This is a genomic window from Bacillus sp. FSL R5-0659 (assembly GCF_038008785.1).
GTDB classification, from domain to species: domain Bacteria; phylum Bacillota; class Bacilli; order Bacillales; family Bacillaceae; genus Bacillus; species Bacillus safensis.
In genome coordinates, this window is sequence record NZ_JBBOZU010000001.1 from 2,261,013 (window position 1) to 2,287,338 (window position 26,326).

The 26,326-nt window shown below is 41.2% G+C and carries 33 protein-coding genes; 6 read left to right on the plus strand and 27 right to left on the minus strand.

The features are described 5' to 3' along the window. Positions 1-186 precede the first annotated feature (186 nt). Positions 187-321, plus strand: coding sequence for a YqzM family protein (locus NSQ72_RS11550; protein WP_012010638.1), 135 nt, complete (start codon positions 187-189; stop codon positions 319-321). A 39-nt stretch (positions 322-360) separates the two neighbouring features. Here NSQ72_RS11550 and NSQ72_RS11555 read toward each other — a convergent pair whose 3' ends face one another. The 3 genes from NSQ72_RS11555 to NSQ72_RS11565 form a co-directional block, all read right to left on the minus strand. Continuing rightward, entirely contained in the window at positions 361-2,688 is a 2,328-nt protein-coding gene (locus NSQ72_RS11555) for a DNA internalization-related competence protein ComEC/Rec2 (RefSeq protein ID WP_341085028.1), read from the minus strand. Next, positions 2,681-3,250, minus strand: coding sequence for a ComE operon protein 2 (locus tag NSQ72_RS11560; RefSeq protein WP_058839053.1), 570 nt, complete (start codon positions 3,248-3,250; stop codon positions 2,681-2,683). The genes NSQ72_RS11555 and NSQ72_RS11560 overlap by 8 nt, the downstream gene beginning before the upstream one ends. A 65-nt stretch (positions 3,251-3,315) precedes the next feature. Continuing rightward, the gene (locus NSQ72_RS11565; RefSeq protein ID WP_144490329.1) at positions 3,316-3,945 is read right to left on the minus strand and encodes a helix-hairpin-helix domain-containing protein; all 630 of its coding nucleotides are present in this window, start codon (positions 3,943-3,945) and stop codon (positions 3,316-3,318) included. A gap of 90 nt (positions 3,946-4,035) precedes the next feature. Between NSQ72_RS11565 and comER the strand changes: the two genes are divergently transcribed. Continuing rightward, the gene (gene comER / locus NSQ72_RS11570) at positions 4,036-4,884 is read left to right on the plus strand and encodes a late competence protein ComER (protein ID WP_341084060.1); all 849 of its coding nucleotides are present in this window, start codon (positions 4,036-4,038) and stop codon (positions 4,882-4,884) included. Between the two features lie 48 nt (positions 4,885-4,932). On the opposite strand, the gene NSQ72_RS11575 is transcribed toward comER, so the two are convergent. From NSQ72_RS11575 to NSQ72_RS11610, 8 genes are read right to left on the minus strand one after another with little or no spacing between them, the layout of a single operon-like run. Then, positions 4,933-5,676, minus strand: a complete 744-nt coding sequence (locus tag NSQ72_RS11575; RefSeq protein WP_341084061.1) for a class I SAM-dependent DNA methyltransferase — start codon at positions 5,674-5,676, stop codon at positions 4,933-4,935. Beyond that, positions 5,673-6,029, minus strand: a complete 357-nt coding sequence (rsfS, locus tag NSQ72_RS11580; protein ID WP_212043217.1) for a ribosome silencing factor — start codon at positions 6,027-6,029, stop codon at positions 5,673-5,675. The genes NSQ72_RS11575 and rsfS overlap by 4 nt, the downstream gene beginning before the upstream one ends. 13 nt (positions 6,030-6,042) lie before the next feature. Beyond that, complete coding sequence (gene yqeK / locus NSQ72_RS11585) at positions 6,043-6,606, minus strand: bis(5'-nucleosyl)-tetraphosphatase (symmetrical) YqeK (protein WP_341084063.1); 564 nt, start codon at positions 6,604-6,606, stop codon at positions 6,043-6,045. Continuing rightward, on the minus strand, positions 6,596-7,165 hold the full coding sequence (locus tag NSQ72_RS11590) for a nicotinate-nucleotide adenylyltransferase (RefSeq protein WP_341084065.1): 570 nt from the start codon (positions 7,163-7,165) through the stop codon (positions 6,596-6,598). The genes yqeK and NSQ72_RS11590 overlap by 11 nt, the downstream gene beginning before the upstream one ends. Before the next feature lie 13 nt (positions 7,166-7,178). Next, the gene (gene yhbY, locus NSQ72_RS11595) at positions 7,179-7,469 is read right to left on the minus strand and encodes a ribosome assembly RNA-binding protein YhbY (protein ID WP_058839047.1); all 291 of its coding nucleotides are present in this window, start codon (positions 7,467-7,469) and stop codon (positions 7,179-7,181) included. Continuing rightward, positions 7,463-8,305 (minus strand): shikimate dehydrogenase, encoded by an 843-nt coding sequence (aroE, locus tag NSQ72_RS11600; protein WP_039180084.1) that lies wholly within the window; start codon positions 8,303-8,305, stop codon positions 7,463-7,465. Before aroE ends, yhbY begins: the two co-directional genes overlap by 7 nt. A gap of 21 nt (positions 8,306-8,326) precedes the next feature. Next, on the minus strand, positions 8,327-9,427 hold the full coding sequence (gene yqeH / locus NSQ72_RS11605) for a ribosome biogenesis GTPase YqeH (RefSeq protein ID WP_047201929.1): 1,101 nt from the start codon (positions 9,425-9,427) through the stop codon (positions 8,327-8,329). A gap of 2 nt (positions 9,428-9,429) precedes the next feature. Next, complete coding sequence (locus NSQ72_RS11610) at positions 9,430-9,951, minus strand: YqeG family HAD IIIA-type phosphatase (RefSeq protein WP_008356191.1); 522 nt, start codon at positions 9,949-9,951, stop codon at positions 9,430-9,432. A 361-nt stretch (positions 9,952-10,312) separates the two neighbouring features. Between NSQ72_RS11610 and NSQ72_RS11615 the strand changes: the two genes are divergently transcribed. Further along, positions 10,313-10,453: a sporulation histidine kinase inhibitor Sda gene (locus NSQ72_RS11615; protein WP_003217327.1), complete on the plus strand. Its 141-nt coding sequence runs from the start codon at positions 10,313-10,315 to the stop codon at positions 10,451-10,453. Between the two features lie 135 nt (positions 10,454-10,588). On the opposite strand, the gene NSQ72_RS11620 is transcribed toward NSQ72_RS11615, so the two are convergent. The 4 genes from NSQ72_RS11620 to NSQ72_RS11635 form a co-directional block, all read right to left on the minus strand. Further along, complete coding sequence (locus tag NSQ72_RS11620; RefSeq protein ID WP_162842499.1) at positions 10,589-10,738, minus strand: hypothetical protein; 150 nt, start codon at positions 10,736-10,738, stop codon at positions 10,589-10,591. A 78-nt stretch (positions 10,739-10,816) separates the two neighbouring features. Continuing rightward, entirely contained in the window at positions 10,817-11,545 is a 729-nt protein-coding gene (locus NSQ72_RS11625; RefSeq protein WP_047201979.1) for an SGNH/GDSL hydrolase family protein, read from the minus strand. A gap of 84 nt (positions 11,546-11,629) precedes the next feature. Beyond that, entirely contained in the window at positions 11,630-12,370 is a 741-nt protein-coding gene (locus NSQ72_RS11630) for a polysaccharide deacetylase family protein (protein WP_047201930.1), read from the minus strand. Between the two features lie 171 nt (positions 12,371-12,541). Further along, positions 12,542-13,663 (minus strand): response regulator aspartate phosphatase, encoded by a 1,122-nt coding sequence (locus tag NSQ72_RS11635; protein WP_041086294.1) that lies wholly within the window; start codon positions 13,661-13,663, stop codon positions 12,542-12,544. A gap of 218 nt (positions 13,664-13,881) precedes the next feature. On the opposite strand from NSQ72_RS11635, the gene sigK reads away from it, so the two are divergent. Then, complete coding sequence (gene sigK / locus NSQ72_RS11640) at positions 13,882-14,610, plus strand: RNA polymerase sporulation sigma factor SigK (RefSeq protein WP_034738387.1); 729 nt, start codon at positions 13,882-13,884, stop codon at positions 14,608-14,610. 598 nt (positions 14,611-15,208) lie between these two features. Continuing rightward, entirely contained in the window at positions 15,209-15,691 is a 483-nt protein-coding gene (locus tag NSQ72_RS11645; RefSeq protein ID WP_341084069.1) for a DinB family protein, read from the plus strand. A gap of 22 nt (positions 15,692-15,713) precedes the next feature. Here NSQ72_RS11645 and NSQ72_RS11650 read toward each other — a convergent pair whose 3' ends face one another. The 8 genes from NSQ72_RS11650 to NSQ72_RS11685 all read right to left on the minus strand — a co-directional run bounded on the left by NSQ72_RS11650 (position 15,714) and on the right by NSQ72_RS11685 (position 20,503). After that, positions 15,714-16,010: a DUF3986 family protein gene (locus NSQ72_RS11650; RefSeq protein WP_341084071.1), complete on the minus strand. Its 297-nt coding sequence runs from the start codon at positions 16,008-16,010 to the stop codon at positions 15,714-15,716. A 9-nt stretch (positions 16,011-16,019) separates the two neighbouring features. Next, positions 16,020-16,436: a hypothetical protein gene (locus NSQ72_RS11655; RefSeq protein WP_341084072.1), complete on the minus strand. Its 417-nt coding sequence runs from the start codon at positions 16,434-16,436 to the stop codon at positions 16,020-16,022. A gap of 35 nt (positions 16,437-16,471) precedes the next feature. Then, a complete protein-coding gene (locus NSQ72_RS11660) occupies positions 16,472-16,897 on the minus strand; it encodes an NUDIX hydrolase (RefSeq protein ID WP_341084073.1) in 426 nt (141 codons plus the stop codon). Between the two features lie 283 nt (positions 16,898-17,180). Continuing rightward, positions 17,181-17,372 (minus strand): hypothetical protein, encoded by a 192-nt coding sequence (locus NSQ72_RS11665; protein WP_039180094.1) that lies wholly within the window; start codon positions 17,370-17,372, stop codon positions 17,181-17,183. A 104-nt stretch (positions 17,373-17,476) separates the two neighbouring features. Beyond that, on the minus strand, positions 17,477-18,880 hold the full coding sequence (locus NSQ72_RS11670; protein WP_268502903.1) for a polysaccharide deacetylase family protein: 1,404 nt from the start codon (positions 18,878-18,880) through the stop codon (positions 17,477-17,479). Positions 18,881-19,038: 158 nt separating this feature from the next. Beyond that, complete coding sequence (locus tag NSQ72_RS11675; protein WP_341084076.1) at positions 19,039-19,593, minus strand: delta-aminolevulinic acid dehydratase; 555 nt, start codon at positions 19,591-19,593, stop codon at positions 19,039-19,041. Between the two features lie 98 nt (positions 19,594-19,691). After that, positions 19,692-20,174, minus strand: a complete 483-nt coding sequence (locus NSQ72_RS11680) for a GNAT family N-acetyltransferase (RefSeq protein ID WP_341084078.1) — start codon at positions 20,172-20,174, stop codon at positions 19,692-19,694. Positions 20,175-20,224: 50 nt separating this feature from the next. Continuing rightward, on the minus strand, positions 20,225-20,503 hold the full coding sequence (locus tag NSQ72_RS11685; RefSeq protein ID WP_039180101.1) for a spore coat protein: 279 nt from the start codon (positions 20,501-20,503) through the stop codon (positions 20,225-20,227). 250 nt (positions 20,504-20,753) lie between these two features. Between NSQ72_RS11685 and NSQ72_RS11690 the strand changes: the two genes are divergently transcribed. Further along, positions 20,754-20,966, plus strand: a complete 213-nt coding sequence (locus NSQ72_RS11690; RefSeq protein WP_039180104.1) for a hypothetical protein — start codon at positions 20,754-20,756, stop codon at positions 20,964-20,966. A 41-nt stretch (positions 20,967-21,007) separates the two neighbouring features. On the opposite strand, the gene NSQ72_RS11695 is transcribed toward NSQ72_RS11690, so the two are convergent. The 4 genes from NSQ72_RS11695 to NSQ72_RS11710 form a co-directional block, all read right to left on the minus strand. Beyond that, the gene (locus NSQ72_RS11695; protein ID WP_251180505.1) at positions 21,008-22,348 is read right to left on the minus strand and encodes a sugar porter family MFS transporter; all 1,341 of its coding nucleotides are present in this window, start codon (positions 22,346-22,348) and stop codon (positions 21,008-21,010) included. A gap of 84 nt (positions 22,349-22,432) precedes the next feature. Beyond that, positions 22,433-23,854, minus strand: coding sequence for an L-arabinose isomerase (gene araA / locus NSQ72_RS11700; RefSeq protein WP_151284441.1), 1,422 nt, complete (start codon positions 23,852-23,854; stop codon positions 22,433-22,435). Positions 23,855-23,871: 17 nt separating this feature from the next. Then, a complete protein-coding gene (locus NSQ72_RS11705) occupies positions 23,872-24,576 on the minus strand; it encodes an L-ribulose-5-phosphate 4-epimerase (protein WP_341084081.1) in 705 nt (234 codons plus the stop codon). Continuing rightward, positions 24,570-26,195, minus strand: a complete 1,626-nt coding sequence (locus NSQ72_RS11710) for a xylulokinase (protein ID WP_341084084.1) — start codon at positions 26,193-26,195, stop codon at positions 24,570-24,572. Before NSQ72_RS11710 ends, NSQ72_RS11705 begins: the two co-directional genes overlap by 7 nt. Positions 26,196-26,326: the final 131 nt, after the last annotated feature.

The window sequence follows — 26,326 nt, forward strand, 5'->3', positions numbered from 1 at the left end:
CATTAGTAAAGAGGAAGCTGAAAGTGCCGCCTCCTCATTTATAGTAAACGTCCGGCGCAAGCTCCCGGGTCAGCCTGCTGTCAGACGATATTCACAAAATGATCATGAAAATGGAAAACGGTTACTTTACCTTCTAGCAATTCCAAATGAGTTCAAGTATACTAAAATTAGCCAGGAGGGATGAAAATGAATGAATTTGAAAAAAATGTTCAAAGCAAGCGGAATGATGTGACCGACTCAGCCGTTGGTTTTATCGTCACATTCGGATTTTTCGCCTCAATGTTTATTTTGGCAACCATTATACACCTCGTTGGATCTTAACTTCATGAAGGTTACATGACTGCCGTTTTGGCAGTTTTTTTATTGAGTTTGTAAGATATCATATGGAGGGTGAGTGTAAAACGTTCCTTCCTCATCGAGAAATTCATACGTCACGCTCCCGTCGGTATCTGTACGATACACCTTCATTTGCTGGTCCTTTAATTTCTTCAAAACTTCCTGATGTGGATGCTGATAACGATTGCGTTCACCTGCTGAAATGAGTGCATGTGAGGGCTTGAGATGCTGAAGCCATTCTTCGCTTGTTGACCCTTTACTCCCGTGATGTCCAACCTTTAAGATATCTGCCCGCAGATGAGGAAAGGCTTCTATAATGTCTCGCTCCCCTTCTTGTTCAAGGTCTCCAGTGAGCATAAACCGCTTCCCGCCTAGAGTACATGTCAAAACAAGCGAATCATTATTCTTAGTTGTCACTCGATTGCGAGACGGATGAAGAACGTCAAATATTTGCTCTCCAATCTGAAGCTGATCTCCTCTCTCTAATTCATCAATCATGATCCCTTGATCAGCTGCTTCTTTTAACAGCTCCGCATCCTCTGGACTCCGTGCAAAGCCTTTTGGAATGGCCAGCCGCTTTACTTTATTTCCCTTGATTAAACGAACTGCTTCTCCCATATGGTCTTGATCCGCATGCGTCAGAATAAGGACATCAAGTTTCGCTATTCCTTTAGAATGCAAAAACGGGATCAGCGTTTGATCACCGATCGTAGACACTTTTCGTCTTTTTTTCCACGGTTCTTCTTCAAAAGAAAGTCTGCCTCCCGTGTCCACAAGCAGGTGCCCCTTTCGATAGGGCAGCTGAATAAACAAACTATCCCCCTGTCCTACATCCAGCATCGTCACTTCCCCTTTTTCGAAAAAATTCGGGGTGAAATAGTGAACACTCAAGACACCAATGAGAAAAAGGAGCGGCACAGCATAGGACTTCACAGACGTTTTGCACTCCATCACAACTAACAGAACAATTAAGGCACTCACCTCAAGAACAATATGCCACCAAGTTGACTTCATAAAAATCAAGTTGAATCCATCAAAATCAGCCATATAGGCTGACAATTGATGACTAAGCTGGATCACCGAATCAAGCAGTTGAAACAATGTTTGTCCAAGCGGAAGATAAACGATCGTCAAAAGAAAAAAGAGTAAGGATAATGGCATGACGATCGTCGTAAAAAAAGGAACAAATATCATGTTCAAAGGAACGCTCAGTAAAGAGAATTGATGAAAATGATATAAAAGAACAGGGAGCGAAGCAAGCTGTGCAATAAAGGAAATCAGGAATAATTGCATGACCGAACTTTTTGGTTTTGATAAAATCCTCGTCGATAACAAAATAAAAAACGTCACCACGAAGGAAAGCTGAAATCCGATATCAAATAAATAAAGAGGATGAATCGCTAATAAGAGTAAAAACGTTGCACTTAATACCACAGCAGAAGGCTGTTTCAATTCTTTTGGCAGACTAGTCATCACTAAATAGATTCCTGCCATGAGACAAGCTCTTAACACAGATGGTGCAGCACCTGTCAAACAAGCATAAATAGGAAGAAAGCATAATAGAAGAATACGTGCTGTCTCTCTTGTCACACCCACACGAAGGAGACACCAAAATAAACACGCAAGAAGCGTTTGCACATGCAATCCTGAGATCGCTAGTAAATGAATAATACCGAGCATTTGATAATCTCTTAATGTGTCAGGTTCTATCAACTCACGATCGCCAAAAATAAGTGCCTGTACAATGCCAACAGAGTGTTTTGGCACATGGTCCTCTAAAAATGTCAAACCCTTTTGCCTCATCGCTTGAAGATAGTAGGAAGAACCGCCTTTTTTTGTACAGTTTTTGATCGACTGCGGCAGAAAAATAGCGTCAATGCCTTTTGTTTTTAAAAATTGATCGTATTGAAACCCGTTAGGAATGGTGGCGTGTTTTGCTGGGCGAACATCACCTGTCATGTGACAGCTCATACCAGGTTCTACCTCTTTTAATGCCTCCTTTTCACGCTCTGTTTGAATTGTATAAAAAGTGGCTAGTCGTTCATGGTCTGTCGATACAGTCGCTGAAAAACGATTGCCATCTGTTTTCGGAATGCTTTCAATCACAACGGAATCAGATAGGAATTTTTCTTGTACGGGTAGCTCCGTTTCAAGAGACTCATGAACCATAAAAATAAGTATATAGACAGCCCCGCATAGGCTGGCCATTAAAAAGAGCTGAGGCATTTTTTTCAGTAGGCTGAGAAGTAATATGATGAGAAGAAAGAGAAGGAAATATATATGAAGATGATATGCAGCCAGAGCAATTCCAACAGCTGCTGAAATTGCCCCAAACGGCAAATATTTAAACATAGGAAGTAAATAATTGATTCGCCTTCTCATGCATATCGCGAATTTCTGTTTCGCTAAGTCCTGATTCACTCAGCTTCCCAATTAAATCTGCAACAAAGGCCAATTTTTCTTGATTTTTTAAGTCGATGATCATTTCTTCTAATTCAACTTGCTCCGTTTGAACACCCGCCTGCTCGAATAAATCAACGGCATATGGATGATTTTTATAATCCTTTGCATAGTACACTGTCCGTATACCCGCTTGAATGATGGCTTTACAGCACTGTAAACAAGGAAAATGTGTGACATATATTTCAGCATCAGCTGTAGGTGCTCCAAATTTGGCACATTGTAAAATAGCATTCATTTCCGCATGGATGGTGCGAACACAGTGATGATCAATGACATAGCACCCTACATCCGCACAATGAACATCACCGGCAATGGAGCCATTATACCCCCCTGCAATGATGCGCTTGTCCCTTACGATGGTTGCCCCAACAGCTAACCGCTCACAGGTGCTTCGTAAAGCAAGCAAATGGCTTTGTGCCATAAAATATTGATTCCATGAAATTCTTTCCACGAGCTGATCCCTCCAGAATGATGGTTGATATTAAGTGTACATGCCTTTCTTCTATACCGTCAATTCTACTTCACGGTCAATTGACTTTTCAGCCGTTCAATCGTCTTTTCCCCAAAACCTGAAATGTTCCGCAAGTCTTCAATTTGTTGAAAATCCCCGTGTTCCTCTCTATAGGTAATAATAGCTTCGGCTTTAGCTGGTCCTATGCCGTTAATGGTTTGCAATTCGGATGCATCGGCCTGATTGACATTCACACCCTCACTCTTTTCAACGCCCGTTGATGCGTCGGCTGATGCTGTTTGCGTCTCTCTTTCCGCTTCCCCCTGCTTCCGAACATAAATCATCATACTATCCTCTAATTTTGCTGCTTGGTTGATTTCAATCGAATCTGCTTTGCTAGTAAAGCCTCCTGCCCTTCGAATCGCTTCTTCTACCCGAGCATCAGATTGAAACGTATAAACACCTGGCTTTCTTACAGCTCCTTTGACCTCTACAAAAATCGTCGATGGCTCTTTTTCTGTCTTTTCTTGTTTGTCTTCTAATGTGACTTGCATGTCTTTATTCCCCTTCAATACATTTGGTTCTCTGCTGCCTTCCCCTTTTCCAGTAAAAAAGAAGAAACCGATGATCATCACAACTATGAGCCCAGCTGCAATATAAAGACTGTATTTTTTTAATGGAATGAGTCGTTTCACTTACTCACGCTTCTTTCAATCATATTTTTCTACTGCTCAACATACTGTTTAGAAGATAACAGATCCTATGCGTCTAAGGAGGGAGAACGTTTGAATATAGGGTTAATCGGTACAGGAAACATGGGTACCATACTTACTGAGGCATTTATTGAATCAAAGGCAGTCAATCCCTCATCGATCACCATTACAAACCGAACCATTGAAAAAGCGTTCAATATAAAAAAGAACCATCCAGAGCTTGAAGTAACGAAGCAGCTTTCAGGGGCTGTCACGAATAAAGATTTCATTTTTGTTTGTGTCAAACCACTTGATATTTATCCACTTTTAAAAGAGCTGAGTCCTCTTTTAACGGAGCAGCAAACCATTGTCATCATTACAAGTCCGGTTCATCCTGAACAGCTTCAGGATATCGTTCCTTGTCAAACAGCCAGGCTGATTCCAAGCATTACAAACCGCGCATTATCAGGCGCATCACTTTTAACTTTTGGTTCATCCTGTAATGCCGCGACGAAAACAGCGTTAAGACAGTTGGCTTCGTGCATTTCAACACCAATCGAGATCCATCATTCGATTACAAGAGTGGCTTCCGATATTGTCAGCTGCGGTCCTGCTTTTATCAGTTTTCTCGTTCAGATGATGATTGAAGCGGCCGTAGAAGAAACGGATATTTCTAAAGAAGAAGCCACCACCTTAGCAGAAGATATGCTGGTTGGACTTGGCCGTTTGATTGAAAAAAGAGTCTATACCCTTCCGACACTGCAAGACAAAGTATGTGTGAAAGGCGGGGTCACTGGTGAAGGCATTAAAGCACTTGAAGCAGGTGTGCAAGATATGTTTCACCGCCTCTTTCAAAACACCCATGAAAAATTCGATGAAGATCTTGAAGCAGTTGCGCATCAATATCCACCAAGTGTGTTCACTGATGATCGCAGAAATTAATCATCTTTGCAACAAGCGAAAAAAGGGTTTTAAAAAACCATCGTTCTATTAAACGATGGTTTTTGGTTTCTTAGCTGAGATGAAATATCTTTCGGCAAATTCACCGGGGGCTTCATTTGTAAAATCAGCGGTCACTTCTATTTGTTCAAAACCAGCGGACTCAAGGAACGCTGCATATGTTTCAAATGGAAATGTGCGCTGTTCATGCGTCTCATCATAACGCTGATACATGTCTCCATCTTTTACAAAAAAGCTTAAATCATGAATGACCGAATACATGTCATCCCCTTTATCACTCTGCCAAATATAACTAATCTCTTCATCTTGATCTGCAAAAGTCGATCCCGGGAATACCTCTTCCATTTTATAAGGCGTATGAACATCAAAAAGTAAAACCCCATCTGCCTCTAAAAGCTGAAACATGTTTTTAAAGGTTTTTTTGACGTCATTTTCGTTTTTTAAGTAATTCAAGGAATCACAGCAAATAACGGCTGCCTGGAAGGCTTGCTCAAAGCCCGTAACCTCTCTCATATCTTGATGTAGAAATTGAATCGACTGCTTTTTCGCCTGAGCTTTTTGCTGCGCGAAGGCCAGCATTTCTTCACTGAGGTCAATTCCTGTGACCTTGTGGCCCTTTTCAGCTAACCGAAGAGAAATCTCTCCAGTTCCACAGCCTACATCGATGATGGCAGCATGCGGCTTCATATACTGCTGGATCCATTGAACCCATTCATCATAAGGTGCATGTGTCATGAGCTCGTCATACACACCTGCAAACCCTTGATAAATCATGAGTTAATGCCAAGTGAAAGCGTTTCTCTCGGCGCATCTCCCCAAAGCTTTTCTAGATTGTAATATCCTCTTTCTTCTTTGTGGAACACATGGGCAATGACATCTCCTAGGTCAATCAATACCCATCTTGCTTCATCAAAGCCTTCCAGCTTCTTTACTTCAATTCCGCTTTCCTCTGCAAGATGCTTTACTTCTCTTGCAATGGCTTGCACTTGTTTATCAGAATTCCCGTGACAAATGAGAAAATAATCTGCAACAAGTGAGATTCCTTGCATATTAAGGGCAATAATATCCTCAGCCCGTTTATCATCGCATGCTCCTGCTGCGACGTTTAAAATTGATGATGAATCCATCCAAAATTCCTCCTTAGTTGTTCTTATGCACAAGCGAGTTGTAAGTAGCAAGCGTATCTGGAAAGACTGGCTGATTCTTTTTCATTAGAAAGCTGATGGTGTTTTTTAATGATTGGATCAGTGCACGATCTAGATCATGTTCTGCTAACTCCCTTACTTCATCGACACCAGGGAAATGTCGTCCTGGTTCAATATAATCTGCGACATAAATGACTTTTTCAAGTAAAGTCATGTCTGGTCTGCCGGAAGTATGAAATTCAATGGCTGTTAACACATCGTGATCGCTAATTCCAGCTTCTTTTTTGACCAAATAGGCACCAACCGGCGCGTGCCAAAGCTCAGGCGAATATTCAAGCAATAAAGGGTTCATCTTCTCTTGCTCGATAATCCCCTTCATTTCTTCCTTTGGTCTAAATTTCGCATAATCATGAAAAATAGCGGCGATCTCTGCTTTTTTCACATCTGCACCGAACCGTTCCGCTAATGAAATGGCTGTCTCCATGACTCCAAGTGTATGTGTATATCTATGCTCTGTTAACTGCTCTTTGACACAGTTCAATGCTTCTTCACGATTCATATAAATGGTGCTCCTTTATATAACGCTCAACAGCTTTCGGAATCAAATAATCAACAGGTTTTCCCTGCTCTATTCGCTGCCTAATCAATGTCGATGATACATCAAAAGCTGGAACATCTGCAAATAAAAGAGGATATGCCGTACTTCCAACGTATCCCGGTCTTTTCATCCCAATAAAGGTGATCATTTGAAGCAAGTCATCGATCCGATGCCATTTTGGCAAATACTCGACCATGTCCGCTCCTATCATAAAAAAGAACTGATCTTCTGGATGACGCTTCTTTAACAGATCCACTGTATCTACCGTATAAGACGGACCCTCCCGCTCCATTTCAATGAGCTCGAGACGAAAATACGGATTTGACAGAATCGCCGTCTCCACCATTTTTATCCGGTGATGACTATCTGCTCGTTTCCTTCCTGTTTTATGAGGAGGCATATGGTTTGGGATAAACCAAATTTCATCAAGCCCAACTTGAATCCGCACCTCACTTGCCATCAGCAAATGCCCATTATGGGGAGGATCAAACGTACCGCCGAACAACCCTATTTTTTTCATATCGCATCCACCTTTACGGCAGCTTAATTTGTTTATTTTCCTTAGATTCTTTGTAAAGGACAATCACATTTCCGATCGTTTGAACGAGTTCAGCCTTTGCACCTTTTACAAGTGCTTGCGCAACTTCCGTTTTGTCTTCATCGCAATTTTGCAATACGCTGACCTTTAACAGTTCTCTTGCTTCAAGCGCCTCGGAAATTTGCTTGACCATATTGTCATTTACCCCGCCTTTTCCAACTTGAAAAATAGGTGATAAATGATGTGCTTGTGCACGTAAAAAACGTTTCTGCTTACCTTTTAACATGGTGTTCCTCCTAATTTCTCTATGACAATTGACTTCATTTTTCCGGCGTCAGGCGTAATGCCTGTCCACAGTTCAAAGGCTCTTACTGCTTGTCCAACAAACATGCCAACCCCATCTACTGTTTTCAAGCCTAAACCTGCTGCTTCACTTAGCAGTTTTGTTTCTATTGGATTATACACAATATCACAAACGACCGCTGTTTTTTTTGCGTTCGCTAAAGAAATCGGGGTTTCTTCAACATTCGGATACATGCCGATCGAGGTCGTATGGATGATGACATCATATTCCCCAAGTTGCTCTTCTGCTGTATTTAATGTGATTGCATGAGATGTGATTTTCCCCTCTGCACTTTCAATTAAAGCTTCAGCTTTTTCAATGGTGCGGTTCGTAATATCAAAGCTCTTCGGTGCATACTGAGCAATTGTCGTATAAATCGCTCTTGCCGCTCCGCCAGCACCAATCAAGAGAAATGACAGCTCTGATAACGGCTGATCCAGGGCTTCAAGCAATGAATGAAGAAAGCCTTCTCCATCTGTATTGTACCCAACGAGCTGATCTCCTTCGAGCCGCACCGTATTGACGGCACCGAGGCGTTCAGCTGTTACATCAATTTTGTCAAGGTACTTCATGATTTCTACCTTGTGCGGAACAGTGACGTTAATGCCGCTGATTCCTAACGCTTTCATGCCGCTAATCGCATCTTTCAGGTCATCATTTTCTACTTGAAAGCCATGATAATGTCCATCTATTCCAGCATCCTTTAGTGCTGCATTATGAATATCCGGAGACATTGAGTGGCCAACAGGGTTTCCGATTACTCCGTATAAAGGTTTCAAGGTCTCTCCCCCTTTGAACATTTAAATTAACGAACGTCTCATAAACACATGAACGCCTTTTGGCGCATAAACTTTGATTTGCTTGTCCGCATCATTTGCAGTGACCCAGCCTAAACCTGAAAAGACGATGTCCATTTTTGGCTGATCAATGGTAAAGGTATGCGGAACGAGCGGCGGGAAATCTTCTATTCCCTCTTTTGATGGCGGTGACAGCAGTTCTCCTGCATGTTTTTCATATAAATCATCTGCGTTCTCCAGCTTTGTACGGTGAATGTTCAGCTCATTTGGCATATAGCAGACAAATGACGTTCTGCCGCCTTTTACGTAATCAAATCGAGCCAGTCCGCCAAAATAAAGCGTTTGTGCTTCATTTAATTGGAACGTTCTCGGTTTCAATTCTTTTTTCGGCGTTAAAATCTTCAAGTCATTTTTACTGACATAGTGTGCCATTTGATGGCGGTTGATGATGCCCGGCGTATCGAATAAAGCAGACCCGTCATCAAGCGGAATTTCAATCGCATCAAGTGTAGTACCTGGATATTGGGAGGTAGTAATGACATTCTCTTCTCCAGATACTTCTTTGATAATTCGATTGATAAATGTTGATTTCCCAACATTCGTACAGCCGACAACATAGACATTTCTTCCCTCGCGGTAATGATCAATCGCTTCCATCACCTCAGGTACGCCCTGGCCTCTGCTTGCACTAATTAAGAAAACATCAATAGGGTTTAATCCGTTTTCCTTTGCTTCCCGTTTCATCCAATGAATCAGACGATCTTTTTTCACGGATTTCGGTAAAATATCCACTTTGTTACCGACAAGTAAAATCGGATTACCACCGACAATACGGCTCAGTCCATTGATCCAGCTTCCGTTAAAGTCAAAAATATCAACGACCTTCACAATGAGAGAATCTGTCTCTCCAATGCTGTGCAATATATTTAAAAAGTCGTCTTCTGTTAAAGAAACATCTTGAATCTCATTGTAGTTCTTTAACCTAAAACAGCGCTGACAGATCACATCTTCTTTCAATAGAGATGCTGCCGGCGCATATCCTAATTGATCTTTATCTTCCGTCTGAATGGCTACACCGCAGCCAATACAAACAACCTTTTCCATTATTACTCTTCCTCCCACTGAATGTGGCCCTTACGCTTTAAGGCACCTAAAATTCTGCGTTCAATCTGCCTGTTAAACTTTGTGAAAAATCCGTCCGAGGCAGCAACAGGAACGACCAAAATCGTATGGAAGCCATGACGATTCCCGCCAAGAACATCTGTCATGAGCTGATCCCCAATGACAACCACATCTTCTTTTTTCAACTGCATATCAGCGACTGCCTTATTAAAGGCTCTTCCCATAGGCTTTCTCGCTTTATAGATAAACGGGATATGAACCGGTTCAGAAAAAAGCTTGACCCTTTTTTCATTATTGTTCGATACAATCGTCACTTGTATCCCGTGATCTTTCATTTCTTGAAACCACTCAATTAAGCGCGGTGTCGCACTTGGACGGTCCCATTCTACTAGTGTGTTATCTAGATCAGTAATAATTCCTTTTACATTTCGTTCTTTTAATTTTTGCGGTGAAATGTGGAAAATACTTTTCACAAATTCATCCGGTAAGAAATACTTCTTTAGCACAATTTGCACCCTTTCTTCCATTGGTTTTCAGCGATTGTGTCGAATCAAATCACAATTTGTCTGTCTATCGAATACAATGAAAAAGTTTTCGACATATGATGAGGCCCTTCAACAGGTGTGGATAATTTTACACACATTATCCACCTATATTTCATCACGCTTTCATTCAATTATAAACACTCTACCCACAAGTTATCCACTTAACCATGTGGATAACAGAACGATTGTTCTTGTTTCCCATTCATGGTAGATTAAAGGTACTTCAAAGACAGTCGATCAACCTATGATGATATGTCTTTTCCTCAAATTTTATGCCAACTTTTTCAGGGGAGGTGTTTTTCCCATCATATGGGTTTCTAGTATGAAAAAGCTGTCAGATGATTTACTTATAGAATCGTATTATAAAGCAAATGAAATGAACTTAAATCGCGACTTCATTGAATTAATTGAGACAGAAATGAAAAGACGTTCGCTCGGGCATATGCTCTCTGTTTCCTCTTAATTCCATATCACAGGAACCATGCCTCCCGAGCACTCTCCTTTTTTAAACTCAGGTGACTGATATTATATCACTTGCGCTATAGGCTTACTACTATTTTCCGTAAAAAACACCCCTTCTGATGAAAGAAGAGGTGTCTTAATTGCAAGGCTGTTCATTCCAAAACCATAACCCTCCGCCTACGACTAAAATGACCACAAGGAACACAACAAGAAAAGCGTAACCGATTCCTGCTCCTTGTGCTGGATAAGGCGAACACGCAGGGTAAGGATAAGGACATCCCCACATATCAGTTACCTCCTTCTAGGAAGATATACTGTTAGACTATGCTGGATGGATGGTCTTGTTTAGGCAGATGGCCATCATTTAAAAATGTTTGATGACATCACGCTCTTTGATTTCGTTATAAATAATTCTCGCCCCTTTTGGTGTCATATGATTGCCAGAAGGGTCGATCAAGCCTGACTGAATCAGGGCATGATCACTATCTTCACCAGCTTCTCGGATGAAAGCTTTCCAGTTGTCGACAAGCGGCACCTGCTCATCCTTCGCTACTTCTCTCGTGATGTCATTATAAGAGTTTTGCCAAGCTCTTGCCCCGCCTCTCCCGGCAAAATAAGATGACTTATATCTAGAGTAATAATACAAGCCCTTTTTCCCGCCTTCTACAACAGGAACACAGGTCATGAGAATCGGGGTAATGCCTTCTTTTCTACTTTCAGAAATGAAGTAGGTTAAATTTTCTTTAAACCGTTTTTTCGTCACTCGGGGATGTTTCCCGTCTAAAATCGCCGCATCATTCGTACCGAACATGATGAGGACGTAAGTTGGTTTCTGTTTTAAAATATCCTGCTCAAAGCGAAGTTTCGCGTCTTCAGTCGTCTGCCCGCCAATGCCTGCATTCTTCACTTGAATTTGGCCGCGCTCGACGTTTTTCATGAGATTCACCCATTTTTCAGATGTTGGATAATCTCGAAAGTCCCAGTTTGATCCTCTTGTATTACTGTCACCAAATGCAATGACGCTTTCTTGTACTGGCTTTGAGCACCCAGCAGCAACACATAATAGGATAAGTAGGAAAACATACTTCTTCACAACATTCACCTCCAAAAGCCCTCTTCATATAGTAAACGACAAGACTTTTGGTTTCAATGAATGACTGTTTTTGACGAATGATTACTATTGCAGTTGAACTGGCATATATGCTTTGTCATGGTGAAGCAGCTCACTTACTTTTACAAATTCATAGCCTCTCTTCTTTAATTCAGGAATCACCTGCTTTAATGCTTCTACCGTTTGCTTGCGATTTCCCCCGCCATCATGTAAAAGGATGATATCGCCGCCTTGAATATGATCAATAATTCGGCTTGCAATTTTATGTGCGCCTGGTCTTGACCAGTCCTTCGGATCTTGCGTAAAGGACCACATGACCACATCGTACCCTTGCTTTGACAGAATGCGGAATGATTTCATTGTTAAGCGTCCACCAGGAGGGCGAAATAATAAGGGACCGCCAGGCTGGAGTGAAGCGATATGAGCCGCTGATTCTTTTAATTCCCGCTTGATCTCCTTTGACGACAACAGGTCAAAATACGTATGATTCATCGTATGATTGCCGAGTTCATTCCCTTCGTCCACAATCCGTTCTGCGATCATCGGATATGCATGGATTCGGCTCCCTATCACAAAAAAGCTCGCATTCACTTGATGCTCCTTCAGCACATCCAATATTTGATTTGTATACACTGGGTGAGGTCCATCATCAAAGGTGATTGCAATCTTTTTCCGTTCCGCTCTCATGTCCCAAAAGGCACGTCCCGTTTTTTCAAGATCGACTCGTTTTAATGTACGTGCCTCTACTTTATTAGGAACAAAAGCACATAGCAGCCATATACACATTAAGATATGCAGACCTTTCATTCGACCGCCTCCTCCACCGAACATCATTACCAATTAAATTGCCCGCTTTCTCATCAATTCATGCAAACCTCATGAGGATATCGACATCTTTTTCACATAAAAAAAGCCGGCCATACTGGCCCGCTCTTTGTGTTTCACGTTTGGTTTCTCTCTTCAACTGTCGAACGTTGCTTAGAATTCATACAGACACTCTCCTTCTTGGATTTGATTTTGAGCCCATAATAATTTCTGATAATACTGGTTGGACTTTTTGTATTGTTGAGAGGCTTCTAAGGCTGTCGCAATTTCTAGTGAGATATCCTCTATATAAGAGTATAGGCTAAGTTTTTCCAAATAATCAATGGTTTTTTGCAGTTGGTCTTCATTGATTTCCTGAACATATAAAGCATCCAGATACTCAAACATATGACAGAACAGCTGGTCTTCATGCTTCTTTGCAGCCAATTTCCCAGCTTCTAATATGCGCAGGGCATCCGCCTGTTCATTCTGTCTAAAAAGCAGCTTCGCCAGCGTATAGAGCGTATGCGGAAGCGTTGGGAGCAGCTCTTTGCGAGCAAGATCAGCGGATTCCGTTAAATATCGTTCCGCTTCCTCTCTATAGCCAAGCTCGCCATAACATTTCCCTAAATTATAGAGCGCTGAACTGTATATGCGCGGGTGATCAATTTGAGATGCGAGCTGTTTTGCCTTTTTTAAATGAGGCAGTGCCCGGTCTTTTCGTTTTAAATCTTGATAATTTCCTGAAATAACAAAGAGACATTGAATGATGCGAATGGTATACGCATCATGCTGATCGTATATTTCCAGCGCCTTTAAAATATGGTGCATGGAGACATGTGTTTGTTTCATGATATAGTAGGCTTCTGCCACTTTAAAATGAAACTCTGCCTGCTCAATATCATCAAATACCATGGACAGCTGCTTTTCTGCGACTCGATAATATTTGACGGCTTCTAAATATTCTTTTTGACTAAATTCATGCATGCCACGAAAAAATGCATGGTAATAATGCAGCATATCAGATAACTCATGATTGGAATTTTCGATTTTATCGACTAGATTAGATACTGAGAAAGGTTGGTATTTTGAAGGGTGTATATAGTCAAGCATGATTTGGTGCCGAAAACACATGAGCTGATAATAAATCAGTAAATGCTGGTCCTCTTCCATCTGTTCAATTTCCGCTTCAACTTCCGCTTTCAAGATTTCCGCATCTGGAACACTGAACTGCCGTATCATTCGATACCATTCATTAATTTTCATACCTACATGTGAAGATAGAACCTTCCCCATGTTCCGAAATGACCCCTTCCTTTTCGGTCTAATATTACATATTTTAGCACGCTTCTTGACCGCCAAGCACCGAAAAGAAACCGCAAACATAAAAAAGAGACGAACAGAAGCACGATTTTTTTGAAAAAGATGATTTTTTCATCGTACAGACACAGACAATCCCTCCTTCACATACATTTGAGGATATAGGCAGCAGCCTAAACATGGTGGAGGTGAAAATCGTGGCAGGAGTATTTACAGCGATGGGATTGATGGTCAAAGAATTGGTGTTTTTAGTGTCCTATGTCAAAAACAATGCCTTTCCACAGCCCCTTTCGGGAGATGATGAAAAAAAATACTTAGCCCTCATGGCACAGGGCGATGAACACGCAAGAAACATGCTGATTGAACATAACCTTCGGCTCGTCGCCCATATTGTAAAGAAATTTGAAAATACCGGGGAAGACGCTGAAGACCTCATCTCCATCGGGACGATCGGACTCATTAAAGCCATCGAAAGCTATTCCTCTGGAAAAGGAACAAAGCTTGCAACGTATGCAGCGCGGTGTATTGAAAATGAAATTCTCATGCACTTACGCGCGCTCAAAAAAACGAAAAAAGATGTCTCCTTGCATGACCCCATCGGTCAGGATAAAGAAGGCAATGAAATTTCATTAATCGATGTCTTAAAATCCGAAAATGAAGATGTGATCGATACCATTCAGCTCAACATGGAGCTTGAAAAAGTAAAGGAGTATATCGACATTCTCGACGGCCGAGAAAAAGAAGTCATCGTTGGTCGGTTCGGCCTTGATTTAAAGAAAGAAAAAACGCAGCGGGAAATAGCCAAGGAGCTCGGGATATCGCGGAGCTATGTGTCACGGATTGAGAAGCGGGCGCTGATGAAGATGTTTCATGAGTTTTACCGGGCGGAGAAGGAGAAACGGAAGCGGGAGAAGGGGAAGTGAAAATGAACTCTTTCCAACTTCTAAAAAAAACAGACCTTGTTGGGTCTGTTTTTTATTTCGGCAATAAGCTACTGTCTCTCTGCATTTCTTTTGATAATAGCTACCGCCTTTGCCCTCAAGAACAATGGCAAGATTTTGGTCGGTCATGAACTAAGACATGAAGGAAATCTATTCATCATGCCCCACTATTTAGAGAGCTGCAGGAAATGATGGCAAAGCGATTTGCATATAAATATTGTATTCTGCATTTATGCTTAAAAAATTTAAATACGAAAAAATAAAATATAATGCTTCATGGATTCTTGCTAATCAATTTTAAATGTTGTTATTTGATACCTGTCAGAAAGCTTAGTATAATCAATATAAGAACAAATATTCGGGGTTAGTAATCGTAGATAAACTACAACTTACCAAAAAGTGCTGCAAGAGACCCTATAAACGTAACAGTTTCCAAGGGCCATGTTATGAAAACAAGGTTGATAGTATGATTGTTTCTAAACTGACACCAGATCATGTACATTGTGTCGTTTAATTCAACAAGAATATCTTTAAGAGATAGCAGTAATTAAACAAACAATTTAACTTTGGAGTGATCATAATGATTAAGTTTTTTGAGTACAACTGGCAGGTTAGAGACGAATGGGTTAACTGGTGTAATCAACTAACAACAGAAGAGTTGCTACAAGACCGCATAGGTGGAGTAGGGAGTATTTTATACACTCTTTTTCACATTATGGATGTTGAATATAGTTGGATTCGTGGTATTCAGGGTAAAGAAGACGTGGTATTAGATTTTGATGGTTACAAGACTCTGGCGAAAGTAAAAACACTCTCAACTACTTTACGACATGAAATAGTTGAATTTTTAAAATCTCATTTAGATGGAAAACAAGATCGAATAGTAACAGTTCCTTGGGATAAAGGTGAATACACTAAAAATGAAATATTACATCATATAATTGCCCACGAAATTCACCATATCGGTCAACTTTCTGTTTGGGCAAGAGAAAAACAATTAACACCTGTATCTGCTAATTTTATCGGTAGAAAGTTAAAATCAGTACATGTTTATGAAAAGTAAGGTCAGTTAAAGATCCATTCATTTATCCCACTATGCCATTTCCTTTTAAAAAGTGCTCAAATAATCGCTGACCTTCCTCTTCAATTTGATCATCTTCAATTGGATATTCCCCAATGAATAAGCCTAAATGGTCGTATTCCTCATAACTCTTTAAGAGATTCAACCCGTAACTTTTCTGATCAAAAAACAATAACCATCTTCCTGTTTCTAAACTCTTAAAAAAGACGCCTTCATAATCATAACCTTGTTCATAATATCCTACATGTAAATGCATACTCTCATCTAAACTATGTATTCTTTCATTTGTACACACTTTCACCTTACTCCCCTAACTTTTCACATTATGCTGAAAATGAATATTCCTCAACTCAACCCAATCAACAAAGTCAGGTACCTTTTTTGTCGTTAAAAAATGTTGAATGATTTGATACGCCTGATTGCGGTCGACATAGCTGCACGATGGCACACACAATGGTGATCCAGCGACCAAATGCTCGATCGTTTCGATCTTTTCTACCTTTTGAAAAGGGACTAAAAAATCTGGATATCTGATGATAAAGAATCCATACGGTTCAGTATAAAAGAAAACTAGACTTTCGCATTCCCCATCTTCCTCTAACTCAATGGAAAATTCCCCGTTACCTTGTTTCCAATACTCTTCACTCTCCTGGAAGAAGATCTTTTTCATGAATTCTTCTCCCGGATTTTCTACTGGAGCTCCTGTGGGGCCGTAGTATAAAAACATCCATATCGCTCCTTTATGCCTATATCAATTTGGATTTAACCAATTGTTCTATTTCCCTCAAAATCATAAAAAGCTTGCGTTTGTTGGTTTAATTTTAGCATGTGATATAGCTTTGGGTTTAGCTTTTGAAAGGTTTGAGTGCTGACCCATTTTACTTCTTCAATATCATGATCCGGATCTAGAATGTTCATCTCTCCCCCGATCATTTCCGCAAAGAACGTAATGATCAGCGCATGATGCTTTTTATCTTGAAAGAATGCTTCTCGAACCGAATGAAGTTCATTTACTTTGACAGCATACCCTGTCTCTTCTTTCACTTCGCGGATGACAGCCTGCTGCAGGTGTTCACCTTTTTCCACAGCACCGCCCGGAAGTTCCCAATATCCCTTTACATTCTTGACCGTTAATATATTTTCTTCCTCGTCATAAATAATAGCTGAAACCACGTCTACTCGTTTCAAATGAATCCCCCTTAACATTCTCCATTCACACCAATAGTCGAATAGATGGCATGAACTGTTCATTTTATACACTCTTATTGTACTGTATCCTTCATACCGATTGGAGGTCATTGCTTGTGGATGATCATCATGTTACTTATTGTCCTCATACGATTTACGGGGAATTTCGTTTCTCTTTTGAGACAAATCAAAGCACCAAACGGGAAAATCATCAAACTGTTAGAACATAAAAAAAATAAAACCTCACGCAACTAGCAGGAGGTTTTTTTCCATAGGAGGAATCTTACCGTTTTTCCTCAAACAACATATATCTAATTCGCCGAATATAATGGAGCGCAATATGACCGAGACATAAAATGAGCCCAATCATCGCAAGAATATAGATGGGCAGCATCAAACCAGGTACATAGTTTATAACAAATCCCAAACTAAACACTGTCAGCATATATATGCTGATCAACCTCATCAATACCATTCGAAGCCCTCCCTTTCTATAACTTTAACATATTTTCCCTTTATCTTCATAATATGCTTTAAAAAAGATGCGAATCCATTAAGACTCGCATCTTTTTAACGTATTCAATTCACCTTTTTCGCCCGGGCTTCCTTCCACTGCTCAAGCTCCGATACTGTTAGTAACTGATATCCTTGTTTGGTCAATTCCTTGATGATCGTGACAGCTGCGTTGGCAGAGGTGTCATAGATGTCGTGCATTAAGACGGTTTCTCCGCTAGACGCATGTGAAAGAATGTAGTTTGCGACGTATTGGCTGTTGCGATATTTCCAGTCTTCAGGATCAACGTCCCAAAGCGTAACTTTCATGTTGACAGCCTCGTTGATCTGTCCGTTTGTTCCACCATATGGCGGTCTAAAGTGAGTGGGTGTGAATCCGCTAGCTTTTTCAATAATTTGCTGCGTATCTTCTACTTGTTTGATGGCTTGTTTTAATGGCAGTCTTGTGAGTAAAGGGTGGTTATAGGAATGATTTCCGATTTCATTTCCACCTTTTCTGATTTCACCTAGCATATCGGGATAATATTGAACCCTGCTGCCTAATACAAAAAATGTCGCGTGTCCTTTGTTTTCTTTTAAAGCTGTTAAGATTTTTGAAGTCGTTGATGGATTTGGTCCATCATCAAATGTAAGGGCAATGGCTTTTTGATGTGGGTTAAATATTCGCTGTTTAGGCAGTTTTACAATCTTTCTTTTTGCGATCGGTTCTTTTTTCTCGTTTTTGTTCTTTTCTTTATTGATGTATTCTGGCTTTAACATTCCTTTAAGCAGTGTTTTCTTAATCGCCAGCACTTGAGGGCCTTTCTTGTCTGGTGCAATTTGCCCTGCTGGGAAGTAGAATTCAATAAAACGATCTTTTATGGCAAAATACTGATAATGCTCTGCCTCAGGAGATGTTCCTTGTTTAAGCAAATGCTTGTTTTCAGCAAGAGAGCGATCTTTTTTTAACTCCTCAAATGTCATTTGAGAAAGTTTTTTCAGACTTTCTTTCTTTGATAAAAATAGATCATCTATCGATAAAAAATGCTGTTTCTTGAAATCAAAATTGAATATCTTCGTTTCATGTGCGCCTTTTACTCCGCCTTTCAATTCATATGTATTGAATTTGATCGCAGCAGTTTGTTTGGCATAATGAGTAATCTCGTAATCTATGTTTAATTCGTATCGATGATCTTCATCGACATCACTTGCTTCACTAAATGATGTTTTGAATTTATCGAGCGCTGTTTCTGCAAATCTTTTCATCTCTTGATCTAGCTTTTTTTGATGAAACACAGGATAGTTCACAGCATATCTCAAGTATCTCCCGTCATTCACGAGGGTCACAATTTCAACTTCTTTATAGCTCGCATCTGGTGCTACCTTCTTCTTCTCTGTCCCGCTTGCCTGCTGATTATGATAAAACGCGGCGATTCCTATGATCATCGCAAGTCCGCATAGGACGAGACTGACTTTCCATTTAATTGACACAATGATTCTCCTCTCGTGATGCCGTCATGCCTGAATGACGTGTGTTTGTAGGATAGACTTTGCATGACCCCTTTTTAGTTTGCAAATCACACAATTGTCACATTTTCGACACATTTTTTAGAGAGGAATAAAAAAGGACTGATTTCTCAGTCCTTTGATTACTTTTGCATATATAGTTGAAATAATTTCGTTTCTTCATCAATTGAACGTGCTCGATCAAATGCCGCTCTGACTGTCTTTGTATTGTTCATGAGCTCGTACATCATGGTCAGCACAAAGATAAAAGCTGCATTCCCATCAATGTAATCGTCCGGCGCCGAATAAGATGTAGCTCCTACCTCTAAAAAAGCATCTGCTAGTTTTTTCTCTCCTAGTGTGCAGCCTGTAGAAATAACATGAACTCCTTCTAAGGAAGCATACCGCTTGATTTCATCCGCTCCAAAAGCAGTATCCCTAGGCTCTTCATCTTCGTATACATCTTCCCCTAATTCAGGCATGATAAATGCTCCTTCTTCACCATGAAACGATAAAAGAAGGTAATCTATTTCTCCTCTATTTCTACCAGATAACACATGAATCAGGTCATTCGGTCTTCCGATCCAATGCATATCGACTTTCGCGCCGAAGTTTTCAAGTGCTGCACGCAGTGCAAAAGATTCCAGCTCACTATTGGGACCTGCTGCTAACGTAATGCGCATGGCCTGTTGATTCACTTCTATCTCCTCCAGTCTATGATAAAAATAAAACCATTTTTTCCTCATCTGCATATGTATCAGCCCATTTTAACGCTTTTTCTTCAACAGCGTACGACTCAAATCCAACGGAGCGATAGAGGCTTTGCTGAATGATTAGTTGTCACCACTGATAAATACACTTGCTCGATGTCCTGCTGTTCTTGCGCGAAGGAAAGAGCTTTCGTCATTAAGGCATTGCCTGCTCCCATTCCGCGAGCACTAGGTGTTACATACATGGCAGTCAGATTCGCTCGGTGCTTTAACTTCTGCAAAGTTTCTTGGATGAGCGTGACTGCCCCCACAAGCTGCCCTTGATGAAAAGCGCCAAATGTCCACATAGATTGCACCGAAGCAAAACGCGCTTTATATTTGTCCTTTGTATTGAATTGCTCTTCCTCATAGCTCATCGCAAAACCCTCTGGATTTACTCGCAGTGCTTCTAGTCTGAGTGCTGTATATTCTTCAGCATCATCTGTTGTTAACAATCGAATATTCAGAAAATCACCTCCAAAAGAATGATGGATACTTCCAATTTTATCTTGAAAAGAACTTTGGATCAAAATTTTATTCCTGAATATAAAAAGGCATCCCATAAAAGGATGCCCCTTCACTACCACTTACAGCGCTTCACCGGACGGCAGCAAGGGTTTTTGATATCACTGCCGCAATCGTATTCTTCTACAATATACTCGTTGTGAGTCGATTCAGTGACCGGATAGTAGTTTTCTATTCTTTTAATGTTTTTATTGACGTTTGTGATATGCGTTGGATGAATTTTTCTGATCGTTTGTTCATTCGTTCTTGTGTTGACAATTTGACGTGTGGGGAAAACAACCGTTTCTTCTCGGCGAGGTCCAAAGAAGAAATCATCTAATCGATTTCGGCTCATCTTAACACCCCTTCAAGTTGTCTTTCACTTACACTCTATCGTATGTTAGAGTTACCTTTCGTGATTAGATGCATGTCTATTTTTAAAGAAATCCACTTTCTATCTAGTTTTCTTTTTATTTACAAAAGGACAATTTTAACATATTATACAAATGATATATTGAGAAGATAGGTCATCCATGAAAACAACACATAAGCTCTTTTTATTCACTGTATTTTCTCTACACATCATCAAATAAGAGGTGCACGATATGATTAACACGACACAGCCATTCGAACGAAACAAGCTAGACATTGCACTAGAACTAACTCAATTACATCTGAATCAATATCAAACCAATCATCCTGATCAGCTGAGTGAAATTTACGCGAAATATTATGCGCTGATTGAAGTGCTGGATTTGTCTTCCTATGATCAATTAATTGATTTACTGCCAGATGAGCTTAAACAGACGCTTGAGTAAAAAAACCATCTATCCCGTGTGGGTAGATGGTTTTCTTAAATTTATACACGTGCAGCCATATCGGTTTCGATTTGCTCTAAGCTTCTTCCCTTTGTCTCGACTAGCACAAATCGGGTGAATAATAGTCCGATTAAGCAGATGACGCCAAATGATGAGAAAATAACTCCAAAGCTGAATTGATCTGCCAGGATAGGGAATACGAGTCCAACTGCTAACGATCCGGTCCAGTTAAAGGCAGAAGAGATACCTGCTCCGATGCCTCTGACAGATAGCGGGAAGATTTCGCCAATGATGATCCAAGTGATCGGTGCCCACGAGAAGGCATAGCACAAAATAAAGCAGCAAAGTGAAATCAATGTCACCCAGTTTAAAATTCCTTCACTGACGCCAAGTGCACCTAATGCGGCGGGAGCAAAGAAAGAAAGAGCCATTCCCGATCCCCCTACGGTGAGAATCGTTCGGCGATCGAAGCGGTCAACAAATTGTAAAAAGATCACGGTCGTGACGACAAAAATGACACCGACAATGACTGTAAAACCTGCGGCGACCTGCGGCGCAAGGCCTACATTCCGAGCGATACTCGTTGCATAATAGACAATGGAGTTCGCGCCTTGAATTTGTTGAAGGGTCGCCATTCCAACCCCAATGAAAAGAGCCATTCTGAATTTCTTTTGAAACAATTCACGAATACCCGAGCGTTCTTCTTTGGCGACTTCTAAGATTTCCTGCATTTCTGAATCGATTTCTTCACGGGAAGAACGCAGTGATCCTAATACCTCTCGTGCTTTATGAGCCATTCCGTGTTTAATCAAATATCTCGGAGATTCAGGAAGCTTCAGCATGCCAATATAAAGCACGATCGCAAATAAAGCAGCACTTCCCAGCATCCAGCGCCAGCTGTCTGGGATGGGTTCAAACACAAACGCGACAATATAGCTGAGCAATAGTCCAGTTACAATCATGAGCTGATTGAGTCCAGATAATTTCCCGCGGATTTTAGCAGGAGCGATTTCAGACATGTAAGCCGGAACCAATGATGAGGCTGTTCCTACTGCTGTCCCTAAAAAGATCCGAGCGATGGTGAGTGAAATCTCTTCTGGTGCGACAGCTGATCCGATAGCCCCGACAAAAAAGATAACGGATGAGACCAAAATGAGTTTTCTGCGGCCAAATTTATCCCCTAAGAGACCGCTTAAGATCGAGCCAATGATGGCCCCGCCCATTAATGAAGAGACAACAATTCCAAGCCATAATGGGCTGAGCTGAAATTCTTCCTGAATATGTCCTTCTGCCCCTGCAATAATACCAATATCATACCCAAATAAGATGCCTGCAAAGGACCCGAAAAAGAAGATAAATTTGCTTGACACTTTTTTCTCCAAGTGGATGACCCCCTCACTTAATTAACCGCTTTCATTTCTCCCTGTGCTTCCACTGTAAACAGTAGAAGACCTTTCACCCTTCTTCTATAAAACCACATATTCTGCATTGACAAGCTTTGCAAATTGAACAATTTGATCAACCGTTAAATTGAGAGACACGACTGTATGATGGCCTCCCCCTTGCTTAATCCATGCTTTGACGCCATCCTGAAAATTCGGTTTGATTTTCCACAATACACGCGCAACTGGTAAATGAGGTGCCGCTTCCTCCGGTTTAAAGGCTTCGACTTCTTGTATCAGCCATTTAAAATGTGTTCCAAAATCAGCTATGGAGACAACGACACCTTCGCCTGCTTTTCCATCAAATACAAGACGTGCTGGATCTTCCCGGTTTCCAATCCCAAGTGGAGACACGACAATGACAGGTTTTGTATGGGCGAGCGCTGGATCTACTTCCAGCATATGAGATTGCAGCACTGCTTCCTGCCCAGAGGTCATTTCATATGTGTAGTCCTCCATAAAGCCAGTAGATTGATGATGGCTCATCACCTTTAATAAGCGGGATAGTGCAGCCGTTTTCCAATCGCCTTCCCCAGCAAAGCCGTATCCCTTTGCCATCAGCCGCTGTACCGCAAGTCCAGGCAGCTGCTTCATCCCATGTAAATCTTCAAAGTTTGTTGTAAAGGCATGATAGCCGCCTTCATCTAAGAAACGTTTGATGGCGATCTCATATCGCGCCTGCACCTTGACACTTTTTTCCCATTCGTCAACTGAATACGTTCCATAATTCACATCATATTGCGTTAAATACTCAGCAAATAATGCATCTACCTCTTCTTCCTCTACTGCATTTACATATTCGACGAGATCGCCTATTCCAAAGTAATCAACGGTCCATCCTAATTGAATCTGCGCTTCGATTTTATCGCCTTCTGTCACGGCCACATGCCGCATGTTGTCACCAAACCGGGCTACTTTGATGTGAAAGCTCTCATGATAGGCAGCCGCAACGTCCATCCAATCAGCAATTTGCTGCTGCACTTCAGGCTTTGACCAATGACCGGTTACAATTTGGTTTTGTTTATTTAAACGTGCATTGATATAGCCATATTCTCTATCTCCATGTGCGGATTGATGAAGATTCATATAGTCCATATCAATCGTGTCCCAAGGGATCTTTTCATAAAATTGTGTGACAAGATGCAAAAGAGGTTTTTGCAAAAGGCTGGTGCCACGTATCCACATTTTCGCTGGAGAAAATGTATGCATCCACGTCATCACGCCAATGACTTCATCGCGATAATTGACCTCTTTCATTAGCTTTGTGATTTGATCGGCGCTGACAGCCAGCTCCTGCAAGATCACGGGATAAGGAAGTAAACCGCTCTCATTTAAGGCATCTGTCATCTTTTGTGCATTTGCTTTTACTTTCTGCAGTGCTTCATCACCATATAGATGCTGTGACCCAACGATAAACCAAAATTCTTTTTTCTGACTTGTTAACATAGATATCCCTCTTTTCTTTATATTGAAGGTTTTTGTCCGTAATACGCATGCTTTCCATGTTTTCTTAAGTAATGTTTATCTAAAATTCGCTGCGGCAATGGCTCCGCAAATTCGTTCAATTGCTTGGCAAAAAGGTTCATTTTGGAAACTTCATCTAAAATCACACTGTTTGTGACCGCACTTTTTGCATCCTTCCCCCATGTAAACGGACCATGCCCCTGAAGCAATACACCCGGCACCGCCATGACATCTAGGTTTCTTTTCTCAAATGTTTCGATGATCAGCCGGCCGGTTTCTACCTCATAACCGCGATTGACTTCTTCTTCTGTCAGAAAACGAGCGCACGGAACGGCGCCGTAAAATGTATCGGCATGTGTTGTGCCCATTGCTGGTAAATCAAGACCTGCCTGCGCCCAAACGGTTGCCCACATAGAATGGCTATGTGAAATGCCCCCAATTTCCTCAAAGTGTTTGTAAAGAACTGCATGTGTAGCTGTATCTGACGAAGGACTGAATTCTCCTTCCACCACTTCACCGTCAAAGTTCACCACGACCATATCTTTTGCTGATAGTTGGTCATACGCTATGCCGCTCGGCTTAATCACAAACAAACCACTGTCACGATCACATGCACTGACATTGCCCCATGTAAATTTCACAAGTCCGTATTTTGGCAAATCTAAATTTGCTTGATACACTTCTTCTTTTAAGCGATCTAGCATACCGTCGTCACTCCTTTCTTTGGCATCAGATGCGCTACTGCCGCTTCTTCAATCGGAAGCCCCTTTTGATAGCGCTTTAAAAATTCGTCAAAGCCTTTGACATCGAGTGGATCGGGCTCCATGAGTTCTTCTGATGTATGGGCAAATACTCGTTGGGTAAGAAATTCAGCCAATGTTTGCTGATGATGATGGACCATATATGAAGCAAGGACCGCCATCCCAAACGCACCACCTTCTCCCGCTGTTGAAACGACTGATACAGGTGTATTCAGTGCTGCGGCAACCATTTTTTGTCCAACGAGCGGTGTTTTAAATAATCCCCCATGTCCTAGTAAGCGGTCAATCACTACATGCTCCTGTTCCTTTAACCGGTCCATGCCTATTTTCATAGCACCAAAAGCGGAGAACAAATGGGTGCGCATGAAATTAGCGAGGTTAAAGCGGCTTTCAGGAGACCTGACAAAAAGAGGTCTTCCTTCTGGCAGTCTCGTAATATTTTCACCAGAGTAATAGCCATAGCTTAAGAGTCCGCCGCCATCTCGATCTGCTTCTAAAGCTTGCTGCAATAGGGACTCGTATAACCTTTCTGACTCCACTTGCATGCCTAGTGCTTCAAATGCCTCTCTGAATATATTCATCCAAGCGTTTAGGTCACTTGTACAGTTATTCGCATGAACCATGGCAACTGGCAGTCCATCCGGCGTCGTGACAAGATCCACTTCTGGATAGACACCTTTTAGATCCTGCTCTAGCACAATCATGGCAAAAACAGATGTCCCAACAGAAATATTCCCAGTCCGTCTTTCTACACTGTTTGTCGCCACCATTCCCGTTCCAGCGTCACCTTCCGGCGGGCAAAATGGAATGCCTGGCTGCAAATGTTTTCCTTGATCCAAAATGGCAGCTCCTGCTGTAGTTAACACGCCAGCCTCTTCGCCTGCTAAATAGACACGCGGCAAAAGGTGGCGAAGCTTCCACGGGTAGCCTTTTTCTGCAATCAATGCTTCAAATTGCTGGATCATTTCTTCATTGTAGTCCTTCGTTTCGTCATCAATTGGAAACATCCCTGATGCATCGCCAATACCAATGGCCTGCTTTCCGGTTAACAGCCAGTGAATATATCCAGACAAAGTGGTCATATATTCTAATCGGGATAGATGTTTTTCCTCTTCTAATACCGCTTGATACAAATGAGCAATACTCCATCTTTCTGGAATATGAAATTGAAATACATCTGTCAGCTTTTGACTCGCCTCGATGGTCGTTGCATTCCGCCATGTTCGGAACGGAACGAGAACCTCTCCGGTATGATCACATGCCACATAACCATGCATCATCGCTGATACCCCGATTGAGCCAATGGTTTGAATGGTCACACCATACTTTTGCTCAGCCTGTTCTTTCATCTCTCGATAGGCCACTTGCAGACCTGTAATGATATCAATTAAGTTGTACGTCCAAATTCCATCCTGGAGAAAACTTTCCCATTCATATGCACCTTGTGCAATTGGCTGAAATTCCTCATCTATTAAAATCGCTTTAATTCGTGTTGAACCAAATTCAATGCCTAAAGATGTCCGTCCTTCTTTCAAGGCTTTGGCCGTCTCTTTATGATTCAATCTACGTTCACCCCCATTTTGATAGCGGTTTCAATTTTGTTTTTCTAGATTCATTGATTCTCTGGTACAATCACAATATAATATTTGTACGTACATATGTCAATAATAAATATAGTTGTACATACATTATG